Genomic DNA, 21,228 nt, shown 5'->3' with positions numbered 1-21,228 from the left:
ATCAACAACGGTCGGATGTTGCCCGTCTTCGCCGACGCTTCGAAGCGGGCCGTCGTGCTGGTCTCCAGATCCCCGACATGCTTGCGCAAGGTCGTGGTGAGCGCCAGGCCGAGATGAAGTCGATATCGTTGGCGCGGCACCAGTCGATGACCTGCGGACTGCAATAATGGCTGTCGGCCCCGGGCCGCAGGCTGATTTCTGCTCCATGTGATCGCATACGTGCTCGCCAACCCGGTACCTTGGCGGCGTCCGCCATCTCCCTTCTGACTATTCCCTTTCCTTCGCACTTATCTTGATCCCGCGCCGTTCCGCGTACTCGATCAATGCGAGTTCTATCACCGAGGTGATAGAACGCCGCTCCGCGTCTGCAAGCTGTTGCGCCAAGGCCAACACCGGCGGATCAAGGCGGGTGGTGAACGGCTTTTTTGTCATTTTCGCTCTGCGGCTTGATATTCAGTTTCAAAAGGCGTATAGGTATGCACGTGCATCGCACTTGCATCGCACGTGCGCCGGCTGGCCAGAGTGCGCCAACACTCCAGTCAGCCTGACCACAACCCAAGCTGATTGGAGCTCGGATCATGGCTGATTCCGACAATACCACGACTCTGCCTTACGTCACCCGCAGGCGAGTACTTGAGGGAACAGTCGTGGCCACCACCGCGTGGACGCTCCAAGGCAACGCGCCCGCAAGCGGCGCCGGAAGCACGAATGTGCGTTCTGATCCTGCACTGGCGCTTTGGCGGGAATGGGAGAGAGTCCACAAACAGACCGAGCGGCTTTGCCGGAGGCAGCAGCGCTTGGAGACAAGGCTTGTCGAGAGCGTCGGCTTTCCCTGTGTGACCGTCCGCCTGACCGAGGGTGAGCAGGTGACGGTCCATTCGATCGAGATGCTCAATGAAGTGCTCGGCAAAGCGCCGGATATGGCGGCTCTCCGCGAAAAGGCCGAAGCTGATTTCGCGGCGCATCAGGCACGCTGGGATGCGGCTGCGGAGCAAACCGGCTACACCGCCGCCTTCAGGGCCGAGCGCGAGGCTAGCGAGAAAATGCAAGATCTGCTGCAAGCTTTCTCAACCACCCCCGCTACGACTCTGGCCGGTGTGGCGGGCAAGCTCGATGCCGTATTGCGCGAGGGCGAAGCGTGGGAGGAATGCTCCGAGTTTCCTTGGCCGCAAATCCGCACAGCGCTCTGCGATCTGGTGCGCATCGCCGAACGCTTTGGTGCTGACCGGGTGCGGCGCCGAAGGATCCGTCATGACCAAACTGAAACTCTCCGTCATTCCCGATGACCGTCCGGTCAAGATCACGGTCGAACTGCCCGGCACCATTCATCGCCATCTCGTCGCCTATGCTGAATTGCTGGGCCGCGAGACCGGACAGATAGTCGCCGATCCGGCAAAGCTGATAGCGCCGATGCTGACCCGGTCCATGACAAGACAGAGCCTTTGCCAGAACCCGAGGAAGCCTGAAGCCGGATGAGTGTTCGGGGTTTATGCCTGTTGGAGGGCCATCAGGAGGAATACCGATCACGCAGAAACGCGATGAAGATCGGCAGGGCAGGATTGGCGTTGTCCGGGCGCCAACGGGCAAAATTGCAGATCTGGATTGGCTTGCTCCCGATCCGCAGCTTGCGGCAGACGGCGCCGTCAGGAAGGCTGTTAGCATCTCTGTGGTGGATCAGAGCGACTCCTAGACCGTTTCCGACAAGGCGCAGCAGGATGCCCGCACTAACGTGATGTTCGACGATTGCAGGAAGCTGCACGCCATTTCCAACAGCGTCGGCGAGCCGAAATGCTTCGCCCCTACGCACGAGCAGCGTCTCTTGGCCCAATTCCGACCACTCGATTACGGGACGGCTTACGAGAGGATGATTCGGAGCGAGAACAACGGCTAGAGTATCCTTCCACAATTTCAATTCGAATGCGCCGCCAATGGATCGGGAGGAGGAGGTCACGGTGACGTCGACCTCGGTGCCGCCCAGAGCAGCCCTGGGCTCGGTGTGAGGCCCCTCTATCAAGCTGACGGTCACATTTGGATGACATTTCCCGAACTCGATAATCGCATCCAGCGCTCGCCCGGCGAGGATGAGTCCGTTGGAGCCGATGGAAAGCCTTTGTTGTTCATCTTTAATGCCGGTCCTGGCCAGCGTGAGAGTATTGTCCAGTTCGAGCAGCACGGAGCGCAGACGATCGAGGAAACGCTCGCCGGCTGGGGTTGGGCCAACCCCGCGGGCATGACGATGAAATATCCTCGTTCCCATCGCGTATTCGAGATCGCGTATGCGCCGGCTGAGCGCAGTGTGATCGATACCGGCGCGCCGCGCCGCGCGCAGAAAGCTGCCCTCTTCTGCGACCACAAGCGCATAATTGAGAGTCGCTAGTTGAATGGAGTTCCGCATCTCTGCTCGACGTCTAGGTGGCGACAAATCGCACACGTTTGAGCGCTTTTGGCCGCGGCGGGCTATCACCAAATCTCAGTATTGACTCAGATGAGGGCCACCGACGCCTCTCATGAAAGAAACAACGGACGTCAGGTGGCGTGCAGCAATCTCTCGCGATCACCGGAAGCGATCCCCGAATGCGCATCGGAGTAGACGAGCTCGAATGTGTGTGCGGTTTGCGCCGCCTTGACCTGAGGGAACCTTTAAACTCGAGTGGCCCTCATGGTCGGCCACGGCGCCTCGCCGTCATTCATGCTGCGTCGGTACGGTGGGTCCGCTGGCAGGGAAGGGCTCGCACGAGCCGATCAGCGATGGTAGGGCGCTCGCAGCGATGATCCCGAAGGACACTCACTCGAAAGAGACGACTCCGTTTTCTCGCTCATCTAATGGAGGGGCTCGCCCGCTAGCTCCAGGGACAACACCGGCCAAAACATCTATCTCGGAAATCCGGTGCTTGAACAAAGACGGAGCGGCGGACCGGCTCGAATTGAAGGTCCGCCGTTCCGGGTCGTTCAGATCACAAGGAACGAACCTGCTGCAAGCGACAGACCTGGAGAGAGGGTGGCGAATTGTATTTGAGCTGCGCCACCGATCCCGTCGCTGTCGAAAGAGAGCGCCCCGGTTGAGCTGTTGTAGATGATATGGTCGGAGCTGTCATGCGCGGCCGTGCCAGCAAAGAAAGCATCGGATGAAAGGCCACCCAGCTTTAGGCCGGCAAAAACCGCGTCGTCGAGTTGGATCTTGTCTTGGAGCTTGTTGAAGTCGGTGATCCTGTCGATATTGCCGGCTCCAAGAGCGCTGTTGAACACGAATGCATCATTGCCCCCGTTACCGGTCAAGATGTCGGCACCGCCGCCACCGTTGATGATGTTCGCGCCGGCATTGCCTTGGATGGTCTGGGCAAAGGCGTTGCCGGTCAGGTTAATTGCAGACGTACCGGACGGATACCTCGTGGCGAGAAGCTCGACCTCCGAGCCGGCCGCAAGCGCATAGCTCACCGTGGTGGCTATGTTGTCGCGACCGCCGCCTACCGCTTCGATCACTCTGTCGCCGACATTGTCGACATAGTAGCCGTCGTTGCCCCCATAGCCGACCATCGTATCGGCACCACCGAGGCCGTTGAAGACATTGCTACCGGCATTGCCCTGGATGGTCTGGGCGAACTCGTTGCCGTTGAGGTGGATCGGCGCCGTGCCGGACGAGTTGCTGGTGGCGAGAAGCTCGATGTGCGAGCCGGCGGTAAGCGCATGGCTCACCGAAGTGATCACCTTGTCGGTGCCGCCGCCTACCGCCTCGATCGTTTTGTCGCCAGCATTGTCGACATAATAGGTGTCGTTGCCGCCATAACCGATCATGGTGTCCGCGCCGCGTCCGCCGTTGATGACATTGGCACCGGCATTGCCCTGGATGGTCTGCGTGAACTCGTTGCCGACGAGATTGATTGCGGCCGTACCGGAGGGGTTCGTGGTCGCAAGAAGCTCGACCTGCGAGCCGGCCGAAAGGACATAGCTCACCGAGGCGAGCACCTTGTCGGAGCCGCCGCCAGCAGCCTCGACCACTTTGTCGGCAGCATTGTCGACATAATAGGTGTCGTTGCCGCCATAGCCGGTCATGGTGTCGGTGCCGCCGAGGCCGTTGATGACGTTCGCGCCGGCATTGCCCTGGATGGTCTGGGCGAACTCATTGCCGGTGAGGTTGATTGCCGCCGTGCCTGATGCATTGTTGGTGGCGAGAAGCTCGATCTCGGAGCCGGCCGCAAGAGCATGACTTACGGAGGCAAGTGCTTTGTCGGTACCGCCGCCCACCGCCTCAATCTCCTTATCGAGGACGTCATCGACATAATAGGTGTCATTGCCGCCATAGCCGATCATCGTGTGGCCGCCGGCCCCGTGAAACACATCGTCGCCGCTGGTGCCATACAAGGTGTCGCTTGTGTCGACGGGAGGCGGGGCGGTCCCGGTCGTTGCGAGATTGTGCTCCCGGAAAACGGCCTGCAGTTCCGGGGAGCTCTCAAGCGCGGTGTCGCCTCGCTGCGAACCCCAAGCGTATGCGTAGTCGAAGGCGGGTGACGGAACCAGCTTGGCCCAGTGCTCCATCATGGCTTCCATCTGGGCGGCGGTGGGCACCACATATTTGCCACCCATGTCGGTGTTATACTCGCCACCTCCAAACGCCTGGTAGCCCGGAACGATCTGGCTCGTCGGGATGCCCGATGCCTGAGCGGCGGCGACGAATTTATCGATCATGTTGTAGTCGACCGGGCCATCCGTGCGGACGGGATAGACATCTATGCCGTAGTAATCGATACCCGTATTGGCGGGATTGTACGTGCCCCTAAAATCCGGATTCGCCGACGTCCCCAAGCTCATCATTGTGATGTAGGTCTTGGCGCCTGGAAAATGCTCATGGATCCAGTCGGATTCTGCCTTCAGATTTGCGGCAGAGGCGTAGGTACCCCATTGGCCGGTGGGATCCGGCTCGTCAACCAGGAAGAACCCAAATACGTTCGGATTGCCGAGGAAAGGAGTAACCTTGTCGATAAAGGATTGGGTTACTCCGTTGGCCTCGTCGAGGTAGACCAAGCCTTTCATGCCCTCTGGCAGCTCGTTGACCTGGTCAACATATTGCACGCTAGCCAGATTGAATCCGGCTTTTGCAATGTCCGTGCCGGATCCGCCCGACGTGTAATGGAGAGTCGCCATCCATAATCCCTCATTTTAATTCGATAGCGCCCCGCGGATGCCTGCCTACTAGAAGGTGTATATTAGCGCCAAATCACATACCTGCACGCCCTGATAGAATGGTTGATCGGTGGCAGGGTTCTCACGTTGCGGCGAAAAATATACTTGAGGATATTCGACATTGTGCGACAAAAGCAAATTTAACTTCAGAGATGCCCCACGTTGTTTTCCGAGAGATGCTTATTGATATTTCTAATAAATTCTACGTGTTGCTGACAGCAAAGATAATATGATCGCTGGCGTTTAAAAAAGAAATTGAATTTTATTAAAATTAGTTTAATGATTGGCCGGTTGCTACTAGAGAGGCGTTGGAAGCGCTGACTTATCTGAAGAAAAGCGACAAAAAATCCAATGTTTTGGATTATAAAAAGTCTCAAACTATAAGATCTAACTGCCAAGCCGTGGCAGAAAAACTGCTTTCTCCACAAGATGCATTTGACTGCCGGCCAATTGAGCCGACATTAAACTAAGATGCCAGCCGCATCGCGCTCTCTGCCGGAGATACCAATTTGTTGTGGACAGATACCGCAGATACCAGTCCGCGACCCAGGTGTCTGCAACTGAGATTACGACTCGGGAGATCGTCAGAATTGGAGAACTGGCTGGGGCGCCAGGATTCGAACCTGGGAATGTCGGTACCAAAAACCGATGCCTTACCACTTGGCGACGCCCCAACAGCCGGAGCCTGCCCGCTGTGCGCGCGGCCTTATAGGACGAGCCGGGAGAAAGCTCAATGCCGACTATGCGCGACCGATCCACCAGTTTTGCAATCGCCACTTTGAACGGATCTATTCACCCCATACCGCCATTTCGTTGCCGGCCGGATCGACGAAATGGAACCGCCTGCCGCCGGGGAATGAAAAGATCGGCTTGACGACGGTGCCGCCGGCATTCTCGACGGCGCTTAATGTTTCCTCCAGCATTTCGGAATAGAGCACGGGCAGCGGCTTGGCCGGCGCATCTTGGCCATCCGCCTGAAAACCGCCGTCCAGCCCTTCGGCAAAAGCTGAATAGGTCGGCCCGTAATCGGTGAACGACCATGAGAAGGCCGCGCTGTACAAAGCCTTCACGCTGTCCAGCGTTCCGCCCGTCGCCGCATTTCCAGATAATCGAGCTTTCCGGTCATTTTCATCGCTCTACTTTTGTTCTCGTTATGTTCTACAAAAAAGCTTTCCAAAAAGCAAGTCTTTTCGGCGCCGCTTTTTCTTAATCGATTGTAGAGACCGGCGGGCATTGCCGACGGCTTGCCTTTCGCACTGCACCATCCTATCGCTCGATTTGCCAATATTTCCAATCTCCTGCAACCAGGGAGCAAGCATGACCAAATGGGTCTACACCTTTGGCGATGGAGCGGCGGAAGGCCGTGCCGGCGACCGCAATCTGCTCGGCGGCAAGGGCGCCAATCTTGCCGAAATGTGCAGCCTGGGCCTGCCGGTGCCACCGGGATTCACTATCACTACCGAGGTCTGCAACGCCTATTACGCCAACGGCCACGCGTATCCGGCCTCGCTGGAAGCGGATGTTGCGGTCGCCCTCGACCATATCGGCCGGCTGACCGGGCGCCGTTTCGGGGATCCGTCGAAACTGCTTTTGGTGTCGGTGCGCTCCGGTGCGCGCGCCTCGATGCCCGGCATGATGGACACCGTGCTCAATCTCGGCCTGAATGACGAGACGGTCGAAGCCTTGGCCGCCGATTCAGGCGATCCGCGCTTTGCCTATGATAGCTATCGCCGTTTCATCCAGATGTATTCCGACGTCGTCATGGGCCTCGACCATGAGGTCTTCGAGGAGATCCTCGAAGACCAGAAGGGTGGGCTCGGCCATGAGCTCGACACCGAGCTGACGGCCATCGAATGGCAAGGCGTGATCGCGCTCTACAAGGCCAAGGTCGAGGAGGAGCTCGGCAAGCCCTTTCCACAGGATCCGCACGAACAGCTCTGGGGCGCCATCGGCGCGGTGTTTTCCAGTTGGATGAACAACCGCGCCATCACCTACCGGCGCCTGCACGACATTCCCGCAAGCTGGGGCACGGCGGTCAACGTCCAGGCCATGGTCTTCGGCAATATGGGCGACACCTCGGCCACCGGCGTAGCCTTCACCCGCAATCCGTCGACCGGCGAAAAGCAGCTCTATGGCGAGTTCCTGGTCAACGCGCAGGGCGAGGATGTCGTTGCCGGCATCCGGACGCCGCAGAACATCACCGAGGCGGCGCGCATTGCCGCCGGGTCCGACAAGCCGTCGCTGCAGAAGCTGATGCCTGACGCCTTCCAGGCTTTCGTCAGCATCTCAGACCGCCTGGAAAAGCATTACCGCGACATGCAGGATCTCGAATTCACCATTGAACGCGGCAAATTGTGGATGCTGCAGACCAGGTCCGGCAAGCGCACCGCCAAGGCAGCGCTGAAGATTGCCGTCGACATGGCCAGGGACGGGCTGATCTCGAAGGAGGAGGCCGTCGCCCGCATCGATCCGGCCTCGCTCGACCAGTTGCTGCATCCCACGATCGATCCGAAGGCGGCGCGCGATATCATCGGCGTCGGCCTGCCGGCATCGCCAGGTGCTGCCACCGGCGAAATCGTGTTTTCCTCGAACGACGCCGAGGAGGCCAAGACACAAGGCCGAAAGGCGATCCTGGTGCGCATCGAGACCAGTCCCGAAGACATCCATGGCATGCATGCGGCCGAAGGCATCCTGACGACGCGCGGCGGCATGACCAGCCACGCCGCTGTTGTGGCGCGCGGCATGGGCAAGCCTTGCGTTTCGGGCGCAGGCTCGCTGCGCGTCGACTACAAGGCCGGCACGCTGATGGCGATGGGATCGACGTTCCGCAAGGGCGATATCATCACCATCGACGGCGGCAACGGCCAGGTGCTGAAAGGCGCGGTACCGATGCTGCAGCCGGAACTCTCGGGCGATTTCGCCGCCATCATGGAATGGGCCGACGGCGCGCGCCGCATGAAGGTGCGCACCAATGCCGAGACGCCGCTGGATGCGCGCATGGCGCGGTCCTTCGGCGCCGAAGGCATCGGTCTTTGCCGCACCGAACACATGTTCTTCGACGGCGACCGCATCGTTGCTATGCGCGAGATGATCCTGGCCGATACGGAAAAGGATCGGAGAACGGCGCTGGCCAAGCTGTTGCCGATGCAGCGCTCCGATTTCCTCGAACTGTTCGAGATCATGGCCGGCCTGCCGGTGACGATCCGCCTGCTCGATCCACCGCTGCACGAATTCCTGCCCAAGACCGAGGAGGAGGTGGCCGAGGTCGCCGCCGCCATGAACGTGTCGCCGGACAAGCTCAGGCGGCGCACCGAAGCGCTGCACGAGTTTAATCCGATGCTCGGCCATCGCGGCTGCCGGCTTGCGGTCTCCTATCCGGAAATCGCCGAGATGCAGGCGCGTGCCATTTTCGAGGCCGCCGTCGAAGCCGGCAGGAAGGCCGGCGCGCTGGTGGTCCCGGAGATCATGGTGCCGCTGGTCGGGCTGGCGAAGGAGCTCGAATTCGTCAAGGCGCGCATCGACGCCGTCGCCAAAAGCGTGATGGAAGAGACCGGCGTCAGGATCGGTTACCTGACCGGCACGATGATCGAGCTGCCGCGCGCCGCGATCCGTGCCCAGATCATCGCCGAGGCGGCCGAATTCTTCTCCTTCGGCACCAACGATCTGACCCAGACCACGTTTGGCATCTCACGCGACGATGCGGCCTCGTTCCTCGAGACCTACCGGAAAAAAGGCATCATCGAGCAGGATCCGTTCGTGTCGCTCGACATAGAGGGTGTCGGCGAGCTGGTGCGGATGGCAGTCGAAAAGGGCAGGGCGACGCGGCCCGACATCAAGCTCGGTATTTGCGGCGAGCACGGCGGCGACCCGGCCTCGATCCATTTCTGCGAAAAGGTCGGCCTGGACTACGTCTCGTGCTCGCCATACCGGGTGCCGATCGCCAGGCTGGCCGCCGCGCAAGCGGCGGTGCAGGCTGCGAAGAACGGCCGCGGATAGGACCCGCGCGATCCTTTCACGTACGGTTAAGGACGTGGAGCACGCATTGTGACCTCGCGCTTGCCAAGGGTTAGGCCGGCGGTCAAATTGCCGCTGCCGACGCTTTTGCAGGGGCATCGTCCCGATTTCCGCCTTGATGCCGGTCTTGGGGTCGCCGCTTCAACTTTGATCCGGCCGACCTGGAATTAATCGATGCGCCCGTTCCAAAAGTATTTTTGCGCCATTGCGATATCGCTATGGGCTGTCTCTCCTGGCAACGCTCGGTTGCTCGTCGCACCGACGCTGCACATCAAGGCCGAGGTGGGCAGCGGCCGCGTCGCGCTGACGCTCGATGCGTGCGGCGGGAGGACCGACACACGGATTCTCTCGGCGCTGGTGGAAAACAAGATTCCCGCCACCATTTTCGTCACCGGCATCTGGCTGAAGCACAACGCCGCCGCCGTCGAGATCATGCGGGCGCATCCAGAACTGTTTGAATTGGAAAACCATGGCGGCCGCCACGTCCCGGCCGTCGACACACCGCAAAAGATCTACGGCATTCGCAGTGCCGGCAGCCCGGAGGCCGTGCTGGCCGAGGTCGAATCGGGTGCTGCCGCTCTTTCCGTGACCGGCGAACCGGCGCCGAAATGGTTTCGCGGCGCAACCGCCGAATACAGCCCGTCAGCAATCGCGATGATACGCAAGCTTGGCTTCAAGATCGCCGGATTCACTGTCAACGGCGACGGCGGGTCATTACTCGGCGCAAAAGAGACCGCCCGGCGCATTGCGGCAGCAAAAGACGGCGACGTCATCATTGCTCACATCAACCAGCCGACCCATGCCGCTGGCGAAGGCGTGGTGCAGGGACTTCTGGCGCTGAAGGCCAAGGGCCTCACCTTCGTGCGGCTCGACGATGCCGACTGCGTCGGCAATCAAGGCACCACCGACTGATCAGTCGGGCGTGGCCTCTATGGTCACCTTGTTCGGATAGAACGCGCCGTGGTCGCGGATGTCCGCCATCTCGTCGAAGGGCCGCTCATAGGCCCACATTGCATCCTTGCCTGCATCGCCGGCGGGCAACGCGTTCCAATAGCTGGCATCGCCCTTGTAGGGGCAATGAGTCGAGTGTTCCGTCTTGCCAAGCTGCTTGAAGTCGATGTCGCCGAACGGAATGTAGAAAACGGGGGGATAGGGCGATTCGGTCAGCACCTTGACCTTGCTGGACGAAGCGATGACGACATCGCCGGCGCGCACCGTCACGGTACCCTTGTAAGGTTCGACAGTGATCGTCTTGTCGGGATTGCGCTGAAAGCCGGGTGACGGGTTTGCGATCTGGTCCATGTCGGGTCTCCTTGCCTCAATTGTGTCTGGTAAGAGCATTGCGCAAGAGCTGCCTGCCGCCAGGCGGGCGTCGCCCGCGGGGAAAGTCTCGCGCTTTCCTCCGATACCTCGCCTAAAACTAGGCGGCGGCCTGGAATGCGTCCATCAACCCGGCATAGGCGGCGGCAATGCCTGCCACCGGATTGGTGCTTTTCGAGGTGGTCTCGACCTTCAGCGCACCACCGCTGGTCGGCAAAGTGAGCAGCAGGAACTGGCGATTGCCGCCATCGCCGACGCAGGCGGCAGCGACGTGCTGGCTTTCGCCCTCGTTCTCGACGCACATCTTGAACAAGAGCGTGCCGCCGACCGCTTCGAGGGCGCCACCGACGACTTCAACGAATTCATCTTCGGAAACGGTTTTGGCGTCGGGCAACGGATCGGCCTGCATGACATCGGCCGCCACCAGATCGGCCAGACCTTCGCCAAGCGTATTTTCGAGGGCTTTTTCGTCGAACTGCGGGTCCATGCGAACCTCTTTCATTCGCCAATCGCGCCCCGCCCGTTAATCAACGTTAACGCCGAGCATGGCCGGATTGTGGCGAATTCCGCCTCATTCGGCTCCATGCACCGCTCCAGCCCGGTTCTGGCTGGACAATCCGCCGGTTCGTCCCACAATGGCAAAAAAATAACGGGAGGAACAGATGCTCGGGCTGATGCAGGAATGGCCGCTGCTTTGCCACAAGCTGATCGACAACGCCGAGAGGCAGCACGGCAGACGCGAGATCGTGTCGCGCTCGATCGAGGGGCCGATCGTACGCAGCACATACGCCGAAATCCATAATCGTGCCCTGAAGGTCGCCGGGCGGCTCGAGCGTGATGGTTTCGGGCTTGGCGACCGCATCGCGACCCTGGCCTGGAACACTGCGCGCCACATCGAGGCCTGGTACGGCATCATGGGTGTCGGAGCGATCTATCACACGCTCAACCCGCGGCTCTTTCCCGAGCAGATCACCTGGATCATGAACAATGCCGGGGATAAGGCGATCTTCGTCGACCTGACCTTCCTGCCGCTGCTCGAAAAGATCGCCGGCGCGGTCAAGTCGCTGAAGCAGGTTATCGTGCTGACCGACACGGCGCATTTGCCGGAGACTGCGCTGCCCAATGTCGTTGCCTACGAAGATTGGCTTGCTGGAGCCGAGGGCAACTTCGCATGGAAGACATTCGACGAAAACACCGCCGCCGGGATGTGCTACACCTCGGGCACGACGGGCGACCCGAAAGGCGTCCTCTACAGCCATCGTTCGAACGTGCTGCACGCCATGATCGCCGCCATGCCCGACGCCATGGGCCTGTCGTCGCGCGATACCATATTGCCGGTCGTGCCGATGTTTCACGCCAACGCCTGGGGCCTTGCCCAGAGCGCGCCGATGATCGGCGCCAAGCTGGTCATGCCCGGCTGCAAGATGGATGGCGCTTCGCTCTACGAGCTGCTCGATACCGAGAAGGTGACCTTCAGCGCCGCCGTGCCGACGGTGTGGATGATGCTCCTCCAGTATCTGGAAGAGACCGGCAAGAAACTTCCCTATCTGCAGAAAGTCGTCATCGGCGGTGCGTCCTGTCCACGCGCGATCACGACGAAGTTCCAGGACAGTTACGATGTCCAGGTCGTCCACGCCTGGGGCATGACCGAGATGTCGCCGCTCGGCACGCTGTGTACCCTGAAGCCGGATTACGCCGGGCTGAAGGGCGAGGCCCGCCTCGGCGTCCAGCAGAAACAAGGCTTTACACCGTTCGGCATCGAAATGAAGGTGACGGACGACGCCGGCAACGAACTGCCATGGGACGGCAAGACCTTCGGCCGGCTCAAGGTCCGCGGGCCGGCCGTCGCGCGCGCCTATTATGGCGGCATCGGATCCGAACAGTTCGATCAAGACGGCTGGTTCGATACTGGTGATGTCGCGCACATCGATCCCGGCGGCTACATGCAGATCACCGATCGCGCCAAGGACGTGATTAAGTCGGGCGGCGAATGGATCTCGACCATCGAGCTCGAAAACCTCGCGGTCGGCCATCCCGATGTGGCGGAGGCCGCCGCCATCGGCATTCCGCATTCGAAATGGGGCGAGCGGCCTTTGCTCGTGGTCGTGCGCAAGCCGGGCAGGGAGCCGACCAAGACGGACATCCTCGCTTTCATGGACGGCAAGGTGGCGAAGTGGTGGATGCCGGACGACGTCGCTTTTGTCGGCGAAATCCCACACACCGCTGCCGGCAAGATCCAGAAGATTACCTTGCGCCAGCAGTTCCGGGATTATCACCTGCCGACGGATTGACCGGAGATGCGGCGTCTTTGCGTCTTCAAGCCGCCGCTGAAAGGCACTATGCCTTTGTTCGGGTTGGGGCAGCGCGGAAAACAATGACGGGAATTCCCGAGCGACAAACGTCGAGGACTGCCGGTTGGTCGCGGCGCGCGGGCGCGTTTTCGGCAGTCCTGCTGCTGACCGCTCTCATCGGCCATCGCTATGACCTCGTCGAGACCCAAGCTTTCCTATGGGTGCTTGTCATTGTCGCCTTGCTGGCCGCGTTTGCCCTTTTGTTTGCCGGGTTTGCCTTCGCGCGATTGTGGAACTTCGGTGATCGTGGCGGCCAAGACCTGACCGCCGGCACCTTGCTGGCGTTTCTGGTGCTCATCCCTTACGGTGTCGGGGCCTATTGGGCGGCGACCTATCCGCCGCTGCGCGACATCTCGACGGATTTCGACGACCCGCCGGCGCTCGATATTTCTACCCGGACAAAGGACATGAACGAGCTTTTGCCACCGACGCCCGGCGAGCAGCGCCTGCAAATCGAAGCTTATCCGCTCGTTACCGGACGCAGCTACACCTTGCCTTTCGATCGCGTTCTGGAGGCGGTTAAAACCGTGCTCGATCGGCGCGGCTGGCAGCTCACGGCGCCGTTTCCAGACGCAGCAGGGCAAAGCGACGTGACGGTCGATGCGCTGGCCAAGAGCTTGCTGCTTGGCCTTCCCGCCGATGTCGCCGTCCGCGTGACCGACGATGGTGATGTGGTCATCGTCGATATGCGCTCGGCCTCGCGTTACGGCCGCTACGACCTTGGCGACAATGCAGCGCGCATCACCGATTTCCTTTCCGAACTCGACCAGGAAGTCGCCGGCCAGGTGGGCGTGGCGCCGGCGGAATGATATCCGAAGTGTGCTACGTTGCCGGCGAGTAGATGCCATCGATAGCCGGCGCGCCATCGGCGTGGACCAGGCCGCGCGCCACCAGGTCTTCCAGATGGGCAAGCACCGACAGGCCGGCCGCGCCATGCAGGCGCGGGTCGGTGTCTCGATAGATCGCGTCCACCATGTCCTTGATTGTCCGGTCGCCGCTGTTGATCCGCTCCAGAATTGCGCGTTCGCGCATTTTGCGATGCGTTTTCAATCCGCGCATGAAGCTGCGCGGCTCGGTCACCGGCCCACCATGACCGGGCAGCAGCAGCCGGTCGTCACGTTCGATCAGCCGATCGAGCGATGTCATGTAGTCGGCCATCGCGCCATCCGGCGGTGCGACGATCGTGGTTGCCCACGCCATGACGTGATCGGCCGAGAAAAGGATGCCGGTTCCCTCCAGCGCGAAGGCCGCGTGATTGGCGGTATGGCCGGGCGTCAGCACCGTCCGGATCGCCCAGCCGTCGCCGTCGATCACCGTATCGTCTGGCAGCGCGATATCAGGAACAAAGTCGGCGTCGGCGCTGGCATCGAGCGGACTGACCTCGCCGGTATGCAACGGCCGCGCCGGGCGATGGCGGCCTTCCGCCAGAACCGCCGCACCGGTATGCTGCTTCAGCCGCGCCGCCAGCGGCGAATGGTCGCGATGCGTGTGGCTGACGAAGATATGGCTGACCCGCCTGGTCCCGATCGCTTCGAGCAGTGTTCGAAGATGTGCCTCGTCATCCGGTCCGGGATCGATCACCGCCAGCGTCTCGCGCCCGACGATATAGCTGTTGGTTCCGTGAAAGGTGAACGGGCTGGAGTTCCTGGCGGTGACGCGTTGAATACCAGGCGCAACGGCTACGCCCTGGCCATAGGCCGGATCGAAGCGTGTATCGAATTTCAGCGCCATGCGAACGTCGCGACCTTTTTTGGGGCGAGGGCAAAACCGATTGCCGCATAGCACGGAAGCCAATATAGGAAAACGCAAGGCCGCGTTCGGCGGCAATCCGGAACGGGGAAGACTATGGCAATTGCAACGACGATGCGTCCGCTCATTTCTCTCGCTTTGCCTGAAAAGGGCGCGGCCAGGCTGGCAGGACAGCTTTTGCTGGCGATCGCCGGAACGCTGCTGCTGATCTTGTCTGCCAGAACGAAGGTCATGCTCGGACCGGTCGATATCTCGATGCAGACGCTCGCCGTCCTGCTGATCGCTGCCGCCTTCGGCATGCGCCTTGGCGTGGCAACGCTGCTTCTCTACATGGCTGAGGGCGCATTGGGCCTTCCGGTCTTCCAGAGCACGCCGGAAAAGGGCATCGGCATCGCCTACATGCTCGGTTCGACCGGCGGTTATCTAGCCGGCTTCGTCGTCATGGCGGCGATCGTCGGCTGGGCTGCCGACCGTGGCTGGGATCGCCATCCTATCAAGCTCTTCAATGCCATGCTGGTGGCCGAGATCGTCATGATGGCAATGGGCTTTGCCTGGCTGGCGCTGTTGATCGGCCCGGAAAAATCCTGGCAGTTCGGGGTGGTGCCTTTCATCGTCGGCGATCTGATCAAGGTTGCGCTGGCCGCGAGCTTGGTGCCGGCTGTCTGGTCGCTATTGAAGCGTTCGTGAAGCCGGTCGAGCGCGGAACTGAAGTCAAAAACGGAACTGCACGTTGCATCGCTGTCACCATGTTATTGCCTGAACCCCCATGACTCGATAGTAACTGGTCTGCGCAACAATGGTTTTTCGTCGCAGTTGGTGTGGCCGTGCGGGATCTTTCTCGCTGGCGGCAGGCTTGTAGCGCGACGCCATCCAGCGAGCCCGTCATATTAGCTTCAAGTCGACGGACTAAGCACCAGAACCAACGGGCGATTCGTCACGACCGGCGTAACCAAGCACCTACGTACGGAAATAAATTGCCCGACATAGCATCTGAGCCAGCTGAAAAAGAAAGCGGCTCGATGATTATTTAGGCGCAGCTAAATTTCTGGACAATGTGTAGGAAATTCTTAACCCAACGGCCTTGACTCTAGTGGCCTGGTTGCTTGCTGGTATCCACACACTGTCGTAACCGTTGACCTGAGATCATGCCGCCGACCGCCGAAGGAAGACACGTGAGTAGCGCGGAAAAAACAACGAGCAAGGCAACAGCCCTGTCGCCTGAGCCGACCGCCGCGCCGGCAACGCGCTGGTATGCGGCCAGCGTCTTTCCCGGGAAGGAGCATGTCGCAGAGCGGCATCTCCGGATCCAGGGATTCGAGCCCTTTGTGCCTCGCTGCGAGAAAACCGTGCGTCATGCCCGGCGGCTCGAAACACGGTCCGCAGCTTATTTCCCGGGTTATATGTTCATCGCCCTTGACGTCGCGCTGCAACGTTGGCGCTCGATCAATGGAACGTTCGGTGTGCGCTCCCTCGTCATGCAAGGCGACCGGCCTTTGCCTGTCCCCTCCGGTCTGGTAGAGCGCTTCATTGCGTTGACCGGCAGGCACGGCCTGCTCGACTTCAGTGGCGGCCTCGCAGCCGGTGCTTCGGTTCGGATCCTTTCCGGCCCGTTCGCGGAAATGATCGGTCGCCTTGACCGGCTCGATCCAGCCGGAAGGGCTCGGGTTCTGGTTGCGATCATGAATGGCGAGATACCTGTCGACCTTGATACCAGGGATCTCGTCGCCATCGCATAGTCGTAAGCATCGAGGTGCGGCGAGGCGATGCAAATTGTTGTAGGATCGGCTCTCGGGTTTTCACCCGGGAGTGCGGTAGCCGTTCTTCGGTGGGACTAGGCGCTGTCTGACGAGATTGTCTCGTCGGCGCTGATGAGAGTACGCGATATGCGGATAACAATGATTGGTGCCGGCTATGTAGGGCTCGTCTCGGGCGCCTGTTTCGCCGACTTTGGCCATCAGGTCTGCTGCATCGATCGTGATGCGGAAAAGCTTGCCATGCTCAAACTCGGCAAGATGCCGATCTACGAGCCAGGGCTGGACGACCTCGTCACCACGAACACCGCGCAAGGTCGCTTGCGTTTCGACGACAATCTGGCCGATGCCGTTTCACAATCGGATGTCGTCTTCATTGCCGTGGGCACGCCGTCACGGCGTGGCGATGGGCACGCCGATCTGTCCTTCGTTTACGATGCGGCCGCCGAAGTTGGCCGCGCGCTCAAAGGATTTACGGTCGTGGTGATGAAATCGACCGTCCCTGTCGGTACCGGCGATGAGGTGGAACGGATCATCCGCGAGCAAAATTCCGCCGCCGATTTTGCGGTGGTCTCCAATCCGGAATTTCTTCGCGAAGGATCGGCCATCGAGGATTTCAAGCGGCCCGACCGCATCATTGTCGGGACCGATGCAGAACGGGCCAAAGCCGTCATGGGCGAGATCTACCGTCCACTCTCGTTGAATGTCGCGCCGATATTCTATACGAGCCGGCGTACGGCTGAGCTTACCAAATATGCTGGCAACGCATTTCTGGCCATGAAGATCACCTTCATCAACGAAATTGCCGATCTCTGCGAGCGGTTGGGGGCCGATGTGCAGGACGTCGCGCGCGGCATCGGCATGGACAACCGCATCGGTGCAAAGTTTCTTCATGCTGGACCGGGCTATGGCGGCTCCTGTTTCCCGAAAGATACGCTGGCACTGGTCAAGACCGCGCAGGACGCGGCAAGCCCGGTGCGGCTGATTGAAACGACGGTCTCGATAAACGACCAGCGCAAGCGGGCGATGGCGCGCAAGGTGGTTGAGGCCTGCGGCGGCTCCGTGCGCGGCAAGACTGTCGGTATCCTTGGCCTTACGTTCAAGCCGAACACCGACGACATGCGCGATGCGCCCTCATTGGCCATCATTCAGGCGCTCAAGGACGCGGGCGCTTCGATCAAGGCCTATGATCCGGTCGGCATGGAGCAGGCGCGCAAGATGATCGAGGGCATTGAGTTCGGGGAAAGCGCCTACGCCGTGGCCGACGGCGCGCACGCGATCGTCATCGTCACCGAGTGGAACGCGTTTCGGTCGCTGGATCTGAAGCGGCTTCGTGCAGTCATGGCGACGCCGGTTATGGTTGATCTGCGAAACGTCTACCGCGGCGAGGACGTCGTGAAGGAAGGCATAGCCTATTCGAGCGTTGGCCGAGAGCGGCATCCTGTCCAGTGAGCGTCCAGCAAGAGCCTACTGCAATTTTGAATCTTCGGGGTTAAACGTTCCTGCAGAGAACAAGGTAAGCAGGCAAAAAGCATTTGAAGAGACTTAGAATTCAGTAACTCGCAACAGAGATTTTGAACTTGAATATAGTGATGATGAATCGGCCAAGACAGCGCCACCTCGTGCATAGGGTCAGGTTTCAACTCCTGGGCGGTTTGGCTTTTGCAATCATGCTCCCTGTTCTTGTCAGGATTTTATTTGATCCATCAATTCTATATTATTCAAACCTGCAGATTACCATCTTCGCAGGCGTTATCGCGCATACAATAGGTTATTTTGCTTTTCGACGTATAGGGAATTTCCCGGGCATCGCGGCCTCGGGCTACATATTTCCGACATTTGCTTTTTCTTACGGGATTGTATATTTGGCGATTTTCCTGTTTAGGATTGAATATAGCGGTTTCCAGGCGGCCAGCAGCTTGACGTTGTCAATTCTCTGGTACTTTGTCTTGACCATCATAAGCCGGCGCCTTGACCCTTACAGTCTTGCTGTGGTTCCAGGCGGCGCCATTGATCGCCTAGAGGAGATAAGCGGGGTAAACTGGCATTGGCTTGTATCCCCTGAAATGATCATTGAGCGCGTCAACGGCGTCGTTGCCGATCTGCGCGCTGATCTGTCCGACGATTGGGAGCGTTACATCGCCGACCGGGCGCTTGCGGGCGTTCCGGTCTACCATGTCAAGCAAATCACCGAATCGCTGACTGGTCGCGTCGAAATCGAGCATTTATCCGAAAACACGCTGGGCTCGCTTAATCCCAATCAGGCCTATATCAAGATCAAACAGGCGATTGACTGGGTCTGTGCGCTGTTGGCGCTGATCGTGCTGGCGCCCTTCCTGTTGTTGATAGCGATGATGATCAGGCTGGAATCTCCCGGACCCGCCATATTTCGACAGGAGCGCCTCGGTTTCGGCGGAAAGTCCTTCACGGTCTACAAGTTCCGGACGATGACCGTCAGTGAACCAGAGGCGGCAAACGTTCGCAGTCTGGCCGTCACCAAGCCGGGTGACAGCAGGGTTACCCGGCTCGGCCGCTTCCTTCGCAGAAGCAGAATTGACGAGTTGCCGCAGCTGATAAATATCGTTCGTTCGGAAATGAGCTGGATTGGACCTCGCCCTGAGGCGACAGTGTTGTCATCCCACTATTCGGTGGCGTTGCCATTCTATCGCTACCGAAACATCGTGCGCCCTGGTATCTCTGGATGGGCTCAGGTGAATCAGGGATATGTGTCGGAAGATGACGACGAGACCGAGAAGCTGCACTATGACTTCTATTACATCAAGAATTTCTCGCCGTGGCTTGATTTCGTTATCGTGCTGAGAACGCTAAAAACTCTGCTAAGTGGATTCGGATCTCGATAGAGACCGTTCTGAATTTTGGCTACCATCGAAATTTATCTGTCGAACACTGCGCCGGGATAATGCTTGGCGGGTAATGTTTTCTGAAGCTGCCGAAGGGTATGAAATGAGCCGAAAAACCGCGCTAATTACAGGCATCACCGGCCAGGATGGTGCTTATCTCGCAGACCTCCTGCTCGCCAAGGGATATGCAGTCCACGGCATCAAGCGGCGTTCGTCGTCTTTCAATACGGGCCGTATCGATCATCTCTATCAAGACCCGCATGAAACCGGCGTCAATTTTTCGTTGCATTATGGCGACATGACCGATGCGACGAACCTGATCCGCATAATCCAAGAAGTGCAGCCCGACGAGATCTACAATCTAGCGGCGCAATCGCATGTCCAGGTGAGCTTCGAGACCGCGGAATATACCGCGAATGCCGACGCGATCGGTACGTTGCGCCTTCTGGAAGCCATCCGGCTGCTTGGCCTGACAAAAAAGACGCGGTTCTATCAGGCGTCGACCTCCGAGCTCTATGGCAAGGTGCAGGAAGTTCCGCAGAAGGAAACGACGCCTTTTTACCCTCGCTCGCCCTATGCGGCCGCAAAGATCTATGGCTACTGGATCACGGTCAACTACCGCGAAGCCTATGGCATTCACGCTTCCAACGGAATTCTGTTCAACCATGAAAGCCCGATGCGGGGCGAGACATTCGTGACCCGCAAGATCACGCGAGCTGCCGCTGCCATCAGCCTCGGCCTTCAGGACAAGCTCTATCTCGGCAATCTTTCAGCCGAGCGCGATTGGGGGCATGCGCGCGACTATGTCGAAGGCATGTGGAGGATCCTCCAGCAGGCAACCCCGGACGACTATGTGCTGGCCACAGGGGTCAAGAATTCGGTTCGAAAGTTTGTCGAACTCGCCTTCGCCGAGGTTGGGGTCCGCATTCAGTGGAACGGTTCGGGCGTCGCCGAAAAGGGCATCGATACCAAGTCCGGCAAGATATTGGTCGAGGTCGATCCACGCTACTTCAGGCCCACCGAGGTCGACCTGCTGCTCGGTGATCCTTCGAAGGCGGAGCGGGTCCTCGGCTGGCAGGCGACGACGTCGCTTGATGAGATGGTGCGCGAGATGGTTCAATCCGACCTCAAGGTGGTGACGCGCGAATACGAGCATCGCCGGCTTGACGAAGAGCACAACCGCAAGGCGGCCCAGTAGCTGCGAAAAGTCCCGCGAACATGAAGATTTCCGTTCTAACGGTCTGCTGGAACTCGGCGGCAACAATCCGTCATACGCTCGACAGTTTCTTTGCCCAGGATCACCAGGACAAGGAGCTGCTCGTCATCGACGGAGCCTCGACCGACGAAACGCTCGCGATTGTCCGCTCCTATGCCGGGCAGGGACTACAGATCATCAGCGAGCCCGACCGCGGCATGTACGACGCGCTGAACAAGGGGGTTGCACTTTGCGCGGGTGAGGCAATCGGGGCCCTTAACGCGGACGACGCGTTTCATGACGCTTCCGTGCTCGGCAAGATCAGCGAGGCGCTTGCCGAAAACGACATTGTCCACGGCCACCTCGACTTCGTAGAAAACCATGAAAGCAAGCGGGTGGTCCGCCGGTGGCGGGCAGAGCCGCGACCGCATGATGGGTTCCGTTCGGGCTGGATGCCTGCCCACCCGACTTTCTACGTTCGCCGCGCCGTTGCCGAAAAGAACGGGCCGTTCGATCTGGCGCTCAAAGTCTCCTCCGACTACGACTGGATGCTGAGAGCCGTCGAACTCCATGGATTCAGGATCGCGACGATCGATCAGGTCCTCGTCGACATGATGATCGGAGGAGCCAGCACCAGAAGCTTGCGTTCGCACATAGGGCATAATCTGGAAGCCCTGCGTTCCCGGCGCCGGTGGTTGGGTTCAGGTCCGGTCGATTACGCGCTTATTGCAAAGCCGGCACGGAAGTTGGGACAATTCTTGTCCAAACAACCTCTCAAGTCGAAGAGATAGAGGCCTGGCGGTGCTCGA

At 59.7% G+C, this 21,228-nt stretch carries 18 protein-coding genes, 1 tRNA gene and 2 pseudogenes; 12 read left to right on the top strand and 9 right to left on the bottom strand.

Annotated features, from left to right (window positions below):
• Positions 1 to 11: 11 nt before the first annotated feature.
• Positions 12 to 181, bottom strand: a pseudogene (locus tag NKJ91_RS33810) (transposase); the annotation flags it as partial.
• 86 nt (positions 182 to 267) lie between these two features.
• The gene (locus NKJ91_RS14080; RefSeq protein WP_023678731.1) at positions 268 to 432 is read right to left on the bottom strand and encodes a hypothetical protein; all 165 of its coding nucleotides are present in this window, start codon (positions 430 to 432) and stop codon (positions 268 to 270) included.
• A gap of 146 nt (positions 433 to 578) precedes the next feature.
• Between NKJ91_RS14080 and NKJ91_RS14075 the strand changes: the two genes are divergently transcribed.
• A complete protein-coding gene (locus NKJ91_RS14075) occupies positions 579 to 1,286 on the top strand; it encodes a hypothetical protein (RefSeq protein WP_352456058.1) in 708 nt (235 codons plus the stop codon).
• On the top strand, positions 1,252 to 1,476 hold the full coding sequence (locus NKJ91_RS14070; RefSeq protein WP_352456057.1) for a DUF2274 domain-containing protein: 225 nt from the start codon (positions 1,252 to 1,254) through the stop codon (positions 1,474 to 1,476). Before NKJ91_RS14075 ends, NKJ91_RS14070 begins: the two co-directional genes overlap by 35 nt.
• Before the next feature lie 31 nt (positions 1,477 to 1,507).
• On the opposite strand, the gene NKJ91_RS14065 is transcribed toward NKJ91_RS14070, so the two are convergent.
• From NKJ91_RS14065 to NKJ91_RS14050, 4 genes and pseudogenes are all read right to left on the bottom strand, one after another.
• Positions 1,508 to 2,395, bottom strand: a complete 888-nt coding sequence (locus NKJ91_RS14065; RefSeq protein ID WP_352456056.1) for a LysR family transcriptional regulator — start codon at positions 2,393 to 2,395, stop codon at positions 1,508 to 1,510.
• A gap of 554 nt (positions 2,396 to 2,949) precedes the next feature.
• Complete coding sequence (locus NKJ91_RS14060; protein ID WP_352456055.1) at positions 2,950 to 5,139, bottom strand: calcium-binding protein; 2,190 nt, start codon at positions 5,137 to 5,139, stop codon at positions 2,950 to 2,952.
• Between the two features lie 638 nt (positions 5,140 to 5,777).
• A tRNA-Gln gene (locus NKJ91_RS14055) sits at positions 5,778 to 5,852 on the bottom strand.
• 114 nt (positions 5,853 to 5,966) lie between these two features.
• A pseudogene (locus tag NKJ91_RS14050) lies at positions 5,967 to 6,310 on the bottom strand (VOC family protein).
• A 185-nt stretch (positions 6,311 to 6,495) separates the two neighbouring features.
• On the opposite strand from NKJ91_RS14050, the gene ppdK reads away from it, so the two are divergent.
• Positions 6,496 to 9,174 carry a pyruvate, phosphate dikinase gene (gene ppdK / locus NKJ91_RS14045; RefSeq protein WP_352456054.1) on the top strand — a complete coding sequence of 893 codons (2,679 nt, stop codon included), beginning with the start codon at positions 6,496 to 6,498 and terminating at the stop codon, positions 9,172 to 9,174.
• A 192-nt stretch (positions 9,175 to 9,366) separates the two neighbouring features.
• Complete coding sequence (locus tag NKJ91_RS14040) at positions 9,367 to 10,104, top strand: polysaccharide deacetylase family protein (RefSeq protein WP_352456053.1); 738 nt, start codon at positions 9,367 to 9,369, stop codon at positions 10,102 to 10,104.
• On the opposite strand, the gene NKJ91_RS14035 is transcribed toward NKJ91_RS14040, so the two are convergent.
• Both NKJ91_RS14035 and NKJ91_RS14030 read right to left on the bottom strand, forming a co-directional pair.
• A complete protein-coding gene (locus NKJ91_RS14035) occupies positions 10,105 to 10,494 on the bottom strand; it encodes a DUF427 domain-containing protein (RefSeq protein WP_352456052.1) in 390 nt (129 codons plus the stop codon).
• A 118-nt stretch (positions 10,495 to 10,612) separates the two neighbouring features.
• The gene (locus tag NKJ91_RS14030; protein ID WP_352456051.1) at positions 10,613 to 10,999 is read right to left on the bottom strand and encodes a hypothetical protein; all 387 of its coding nucleotides are present in this window, start codon (positions 10,997 to 10,999) and stop codon (positions 10,613 to 10,615) included.
• A 175-nt stretch (positions 11,000 to 11,174) separates the two neighbouring features.
• Here NKJ91_RS14030 and NKJ91_RS14025 point away from each other — a divergent pair, with 175 nt between their 5' ends.
• Positions 11,175 to 12,803, top strand: a complete 1,629-nt coding sequence (locus NKJ91_RS14025; protein WP_352456050.1) for a fatty-acid--CoA ligase — start codon at positions 11,175 to 11,177, stop codon at positions 12,801 to 12,803.
• An 83-nt stretch (positions 12,804 to 12,886) separates the two neighbouring features.
• Positions 12,887 to 13,672 carry a DUF1499 domain-containing protein gene (locus tag NKJ91_RS14020; RefSeq protein WP_352456049.1) on the top strand — a complete coding sequence of 262 codons (786 nt, stop codon included), beginning with the start codon at positions 12,887 to 12,889 and terminating at the stop codon, positions 13,670 to 13,672.
• 13 nt (positions 13,673 to 13,685) lie between these two features.
• Here the strand turns inward: NKJ91_RS14020 and NKJ91_RS14015 are convergent, their stop codons facing one another.
• Positions 13,686 to 14,594, bottom strand: a complete 909-nt coding sequence (locus NKJ91_RS14015) for an MBL fold metallo-hydrolase (RefSeq protein ID WP_352456048.1) — start codon at positions 14,592 to 14,594, stop codon at positions 13,686 to 13,688.
• A gap of 114 nt (positions 14,595 to 14,708) precedes the next feature.
• On the opposite strand from NKJ91_RS14015, the gene NKJ91_RS14010 reads away from it, so the two are divergent.
• The 6 genes from NKJ91_RS14010 (at position 14,709) to NKJ91_RS13985 (ending at position 21,210) form a co-directional block, all read left to right on the top strand.
• Entirely contained in the window at positions 14,709 to 15,299 is a 591-nt protein-coding gene (locus tag NKJ91_RS14010; RefSeq protein ID WP_352456047.1) for a biotin transporter BioY, read from the top strand.
• A gap of 458 nt (positions 15,300 to 15,757) precedes the next feature.
• Positions 15,758 to 16,348, top strand: a complete 591-nt coding sequence (gene nusG, locus NKJ91_RS14005; RefSeq protein WP_352456046.1) for a transcription termination/antitermination protein NusG — start codon at positions 15,758 to 15,760, stop codon at positions 16,346 to 16,348.
• A gap of 147 nt (positions 16,349 to 16,495) precedes the next feature.
• Complete coding sequence (locus NKJ91_RS14000) at positions 16,496 to 17,815, top strand: UDP-glucose dehydrogenase family protein (protein WP_352456045.1); 1,320 nt, start codon at positions 16,496 to 16,498, stop codon at positions 17,813 to 17,815.
• A 137-nt stretch (positions 17,816 to 17,952) separates the two neighbouring features.
• Positions 17,953 to 19,224, top strand: coding sequence for a sugar transferase (locus tag NKJ91_RS13995; RefSeq protein WP_352456148.1), 1,272 nt, complete (start codon positions 17,953 to 17,955; stop codon positions 19,222 to 19,224).
• A 103-nt stretch (positions 19,225 to 19,327) separates the two neighbouring features.
• On the top strand, positions 19,328 to 20,422 hold the full coding sequence (gene gmd, locus NKJ91_RS13990; RefSeq protein ID WP_352456044.1) for a GDP-mannose 4,6-dehydratase: 1,095 nt from the start codon (positions 19,328 to 19,330) through the stop codon (positions 20,420 to 20,422).
• Between the two features lie 20 nt (positions 20,423 to 20,442).
• Positions 20,443 to 21,210 carry a glycosyltransferase family 2 protein gene (locus NKJ91_RS13985; protein ID WP_352456043.1) on the top strand — a complete coding sequence of 256 codons (768 nt, stop codon included), beginning with the start codon at positions 20,443 to 20,445 and terminating at the stop codon, positions 21,208 to 21,210.
• Positions 21,211 to 21,228 lie beyond the last annotated feature (18 nt).

The organism is Mesorhizobium sp. M0040 (assembly GCF_040323505.1).
Classification (GTDB): domain Bacteria; phylum Pseudomonadota; class Alphaproteobacteria; order Rhizobiales; family Rhizobiaceae; genus Mesorhizobium.
This window is presented reverse-complemented; position numbering and strand designations above follow the sequence as displayed.

Coding starts and splice junctions, on each gene's coding strand:
- NKJ91_RS14065 (WP_352456056.1), bottom strand. CDS start 2,395: ATGCGGAACTCCATTCAACTAGCGACTCTCAATTATGCGCTTGTGGTC.
- gmd (WP_352456044.1), top strand. CDS start 19,328: ATGAGCCGAAAAACCGCGCTAATTACAGGCATCACCGGCCAGGATGGT.
- NKJ91_RS14075 (WP_352456058.1), top strand. CDS start 579: ATGGCTGATTCCGACAATACCACGACTCTGCCTTACGTCACCCGCAGG.
- NKJ91_RS14040 (WP_352456053.1), top strand. CDS start 9,367: ATGCGCCCGTTCCAAAAGTATTTTTGCGCCATTGCGATATCGCTATGG.
- ppdK (WP_352456054.1), top strand. CDS start 6,496: ATGACCAAATGGGTCTACACCTTTGGCGATGGAGCGGCGGAAGGCCGT.
- NKJ91_RS14035 (WP_352456052.1), bottom strand. CDS start 10,494: ATGGACCAGATCGCAAACCCGTCACCCGGCTTTCAGCGCAATCCCGAC.
- nusG (WP_352456046.1), top strand. CDS start 15,758: ATGCCGCCGACCGCCGAAGGAAGACACGTGAGTAGCGCGGAAAAAACA.
- NKJ91_RS14025 (WP_352456050.1), top strand. CDS start 11,175: ATGCTCGGGCTGATGCAGGAATGGCCGCTGCTTTGCCACAAGCTGATC.
- NKJ91_RS14070 (WP_352456057.1), top strand. CDS start 1,252: ATGACCAAACTGAAACTCTCCGTCATTCCCGATGACCGTCCGGTCAAG.
- NKJ91_RS13985 (WP_352456043.1), top strand. CDS start 20,443: ATGAAGATTTCCGTTCTAACGGTCTGCTGGAACTCGGCGGCAACAATC.
- NKJ91_RS14000 (WP_352456045.1), top strand. CDS start 16,496: ATGCGGATAACAATGATTGGTGCCGGCTATGTAGGGCTCGTCTCGGGC.
- NKJ91_RS14015 (WP_352456048.1), bottom strand. CDS start 14,594: ATGGCGCTGAAATTCGATACACGCTTCGATCCGGCCTATGGCCAGGGC.
- NKJ91_RS14080 (WP_023678731.1), bottom strand. CDS start 432: ATGACAAAAAAGCCGTTCACCACCCGCCTTGATCCGCCGGTGTTGGCC.
- NKJ91_RS14020 (WP_352456049.1), top strand. CDS start 12,887: ATGACGGGAATTCCCGAGCGACAAACGTCGAGGACTGCCGGTTGGTCG.
- NKJ91_RS14010 (WP_352456047.1), top strand. CDS start 14,709: ATGGCAATTGCAACGACGATGCGTCCGCTCATTTCTCTCGCTTTGCCT.
- NKJ91_RS14060 (WP_352456055.1), bottom strand. CDS start 5,139: ATGGCGACTCTCCATTACACGTCGGGCGGATCCGGCACGGACATTGCA.
- NKJ91_RS14030 (WP_352456051.1), bottom strand. CDS start 10,999: ATGGACCCGCAGTTCGACGAAAAAGCCCTCGAAAATACGCTTGGCGAA.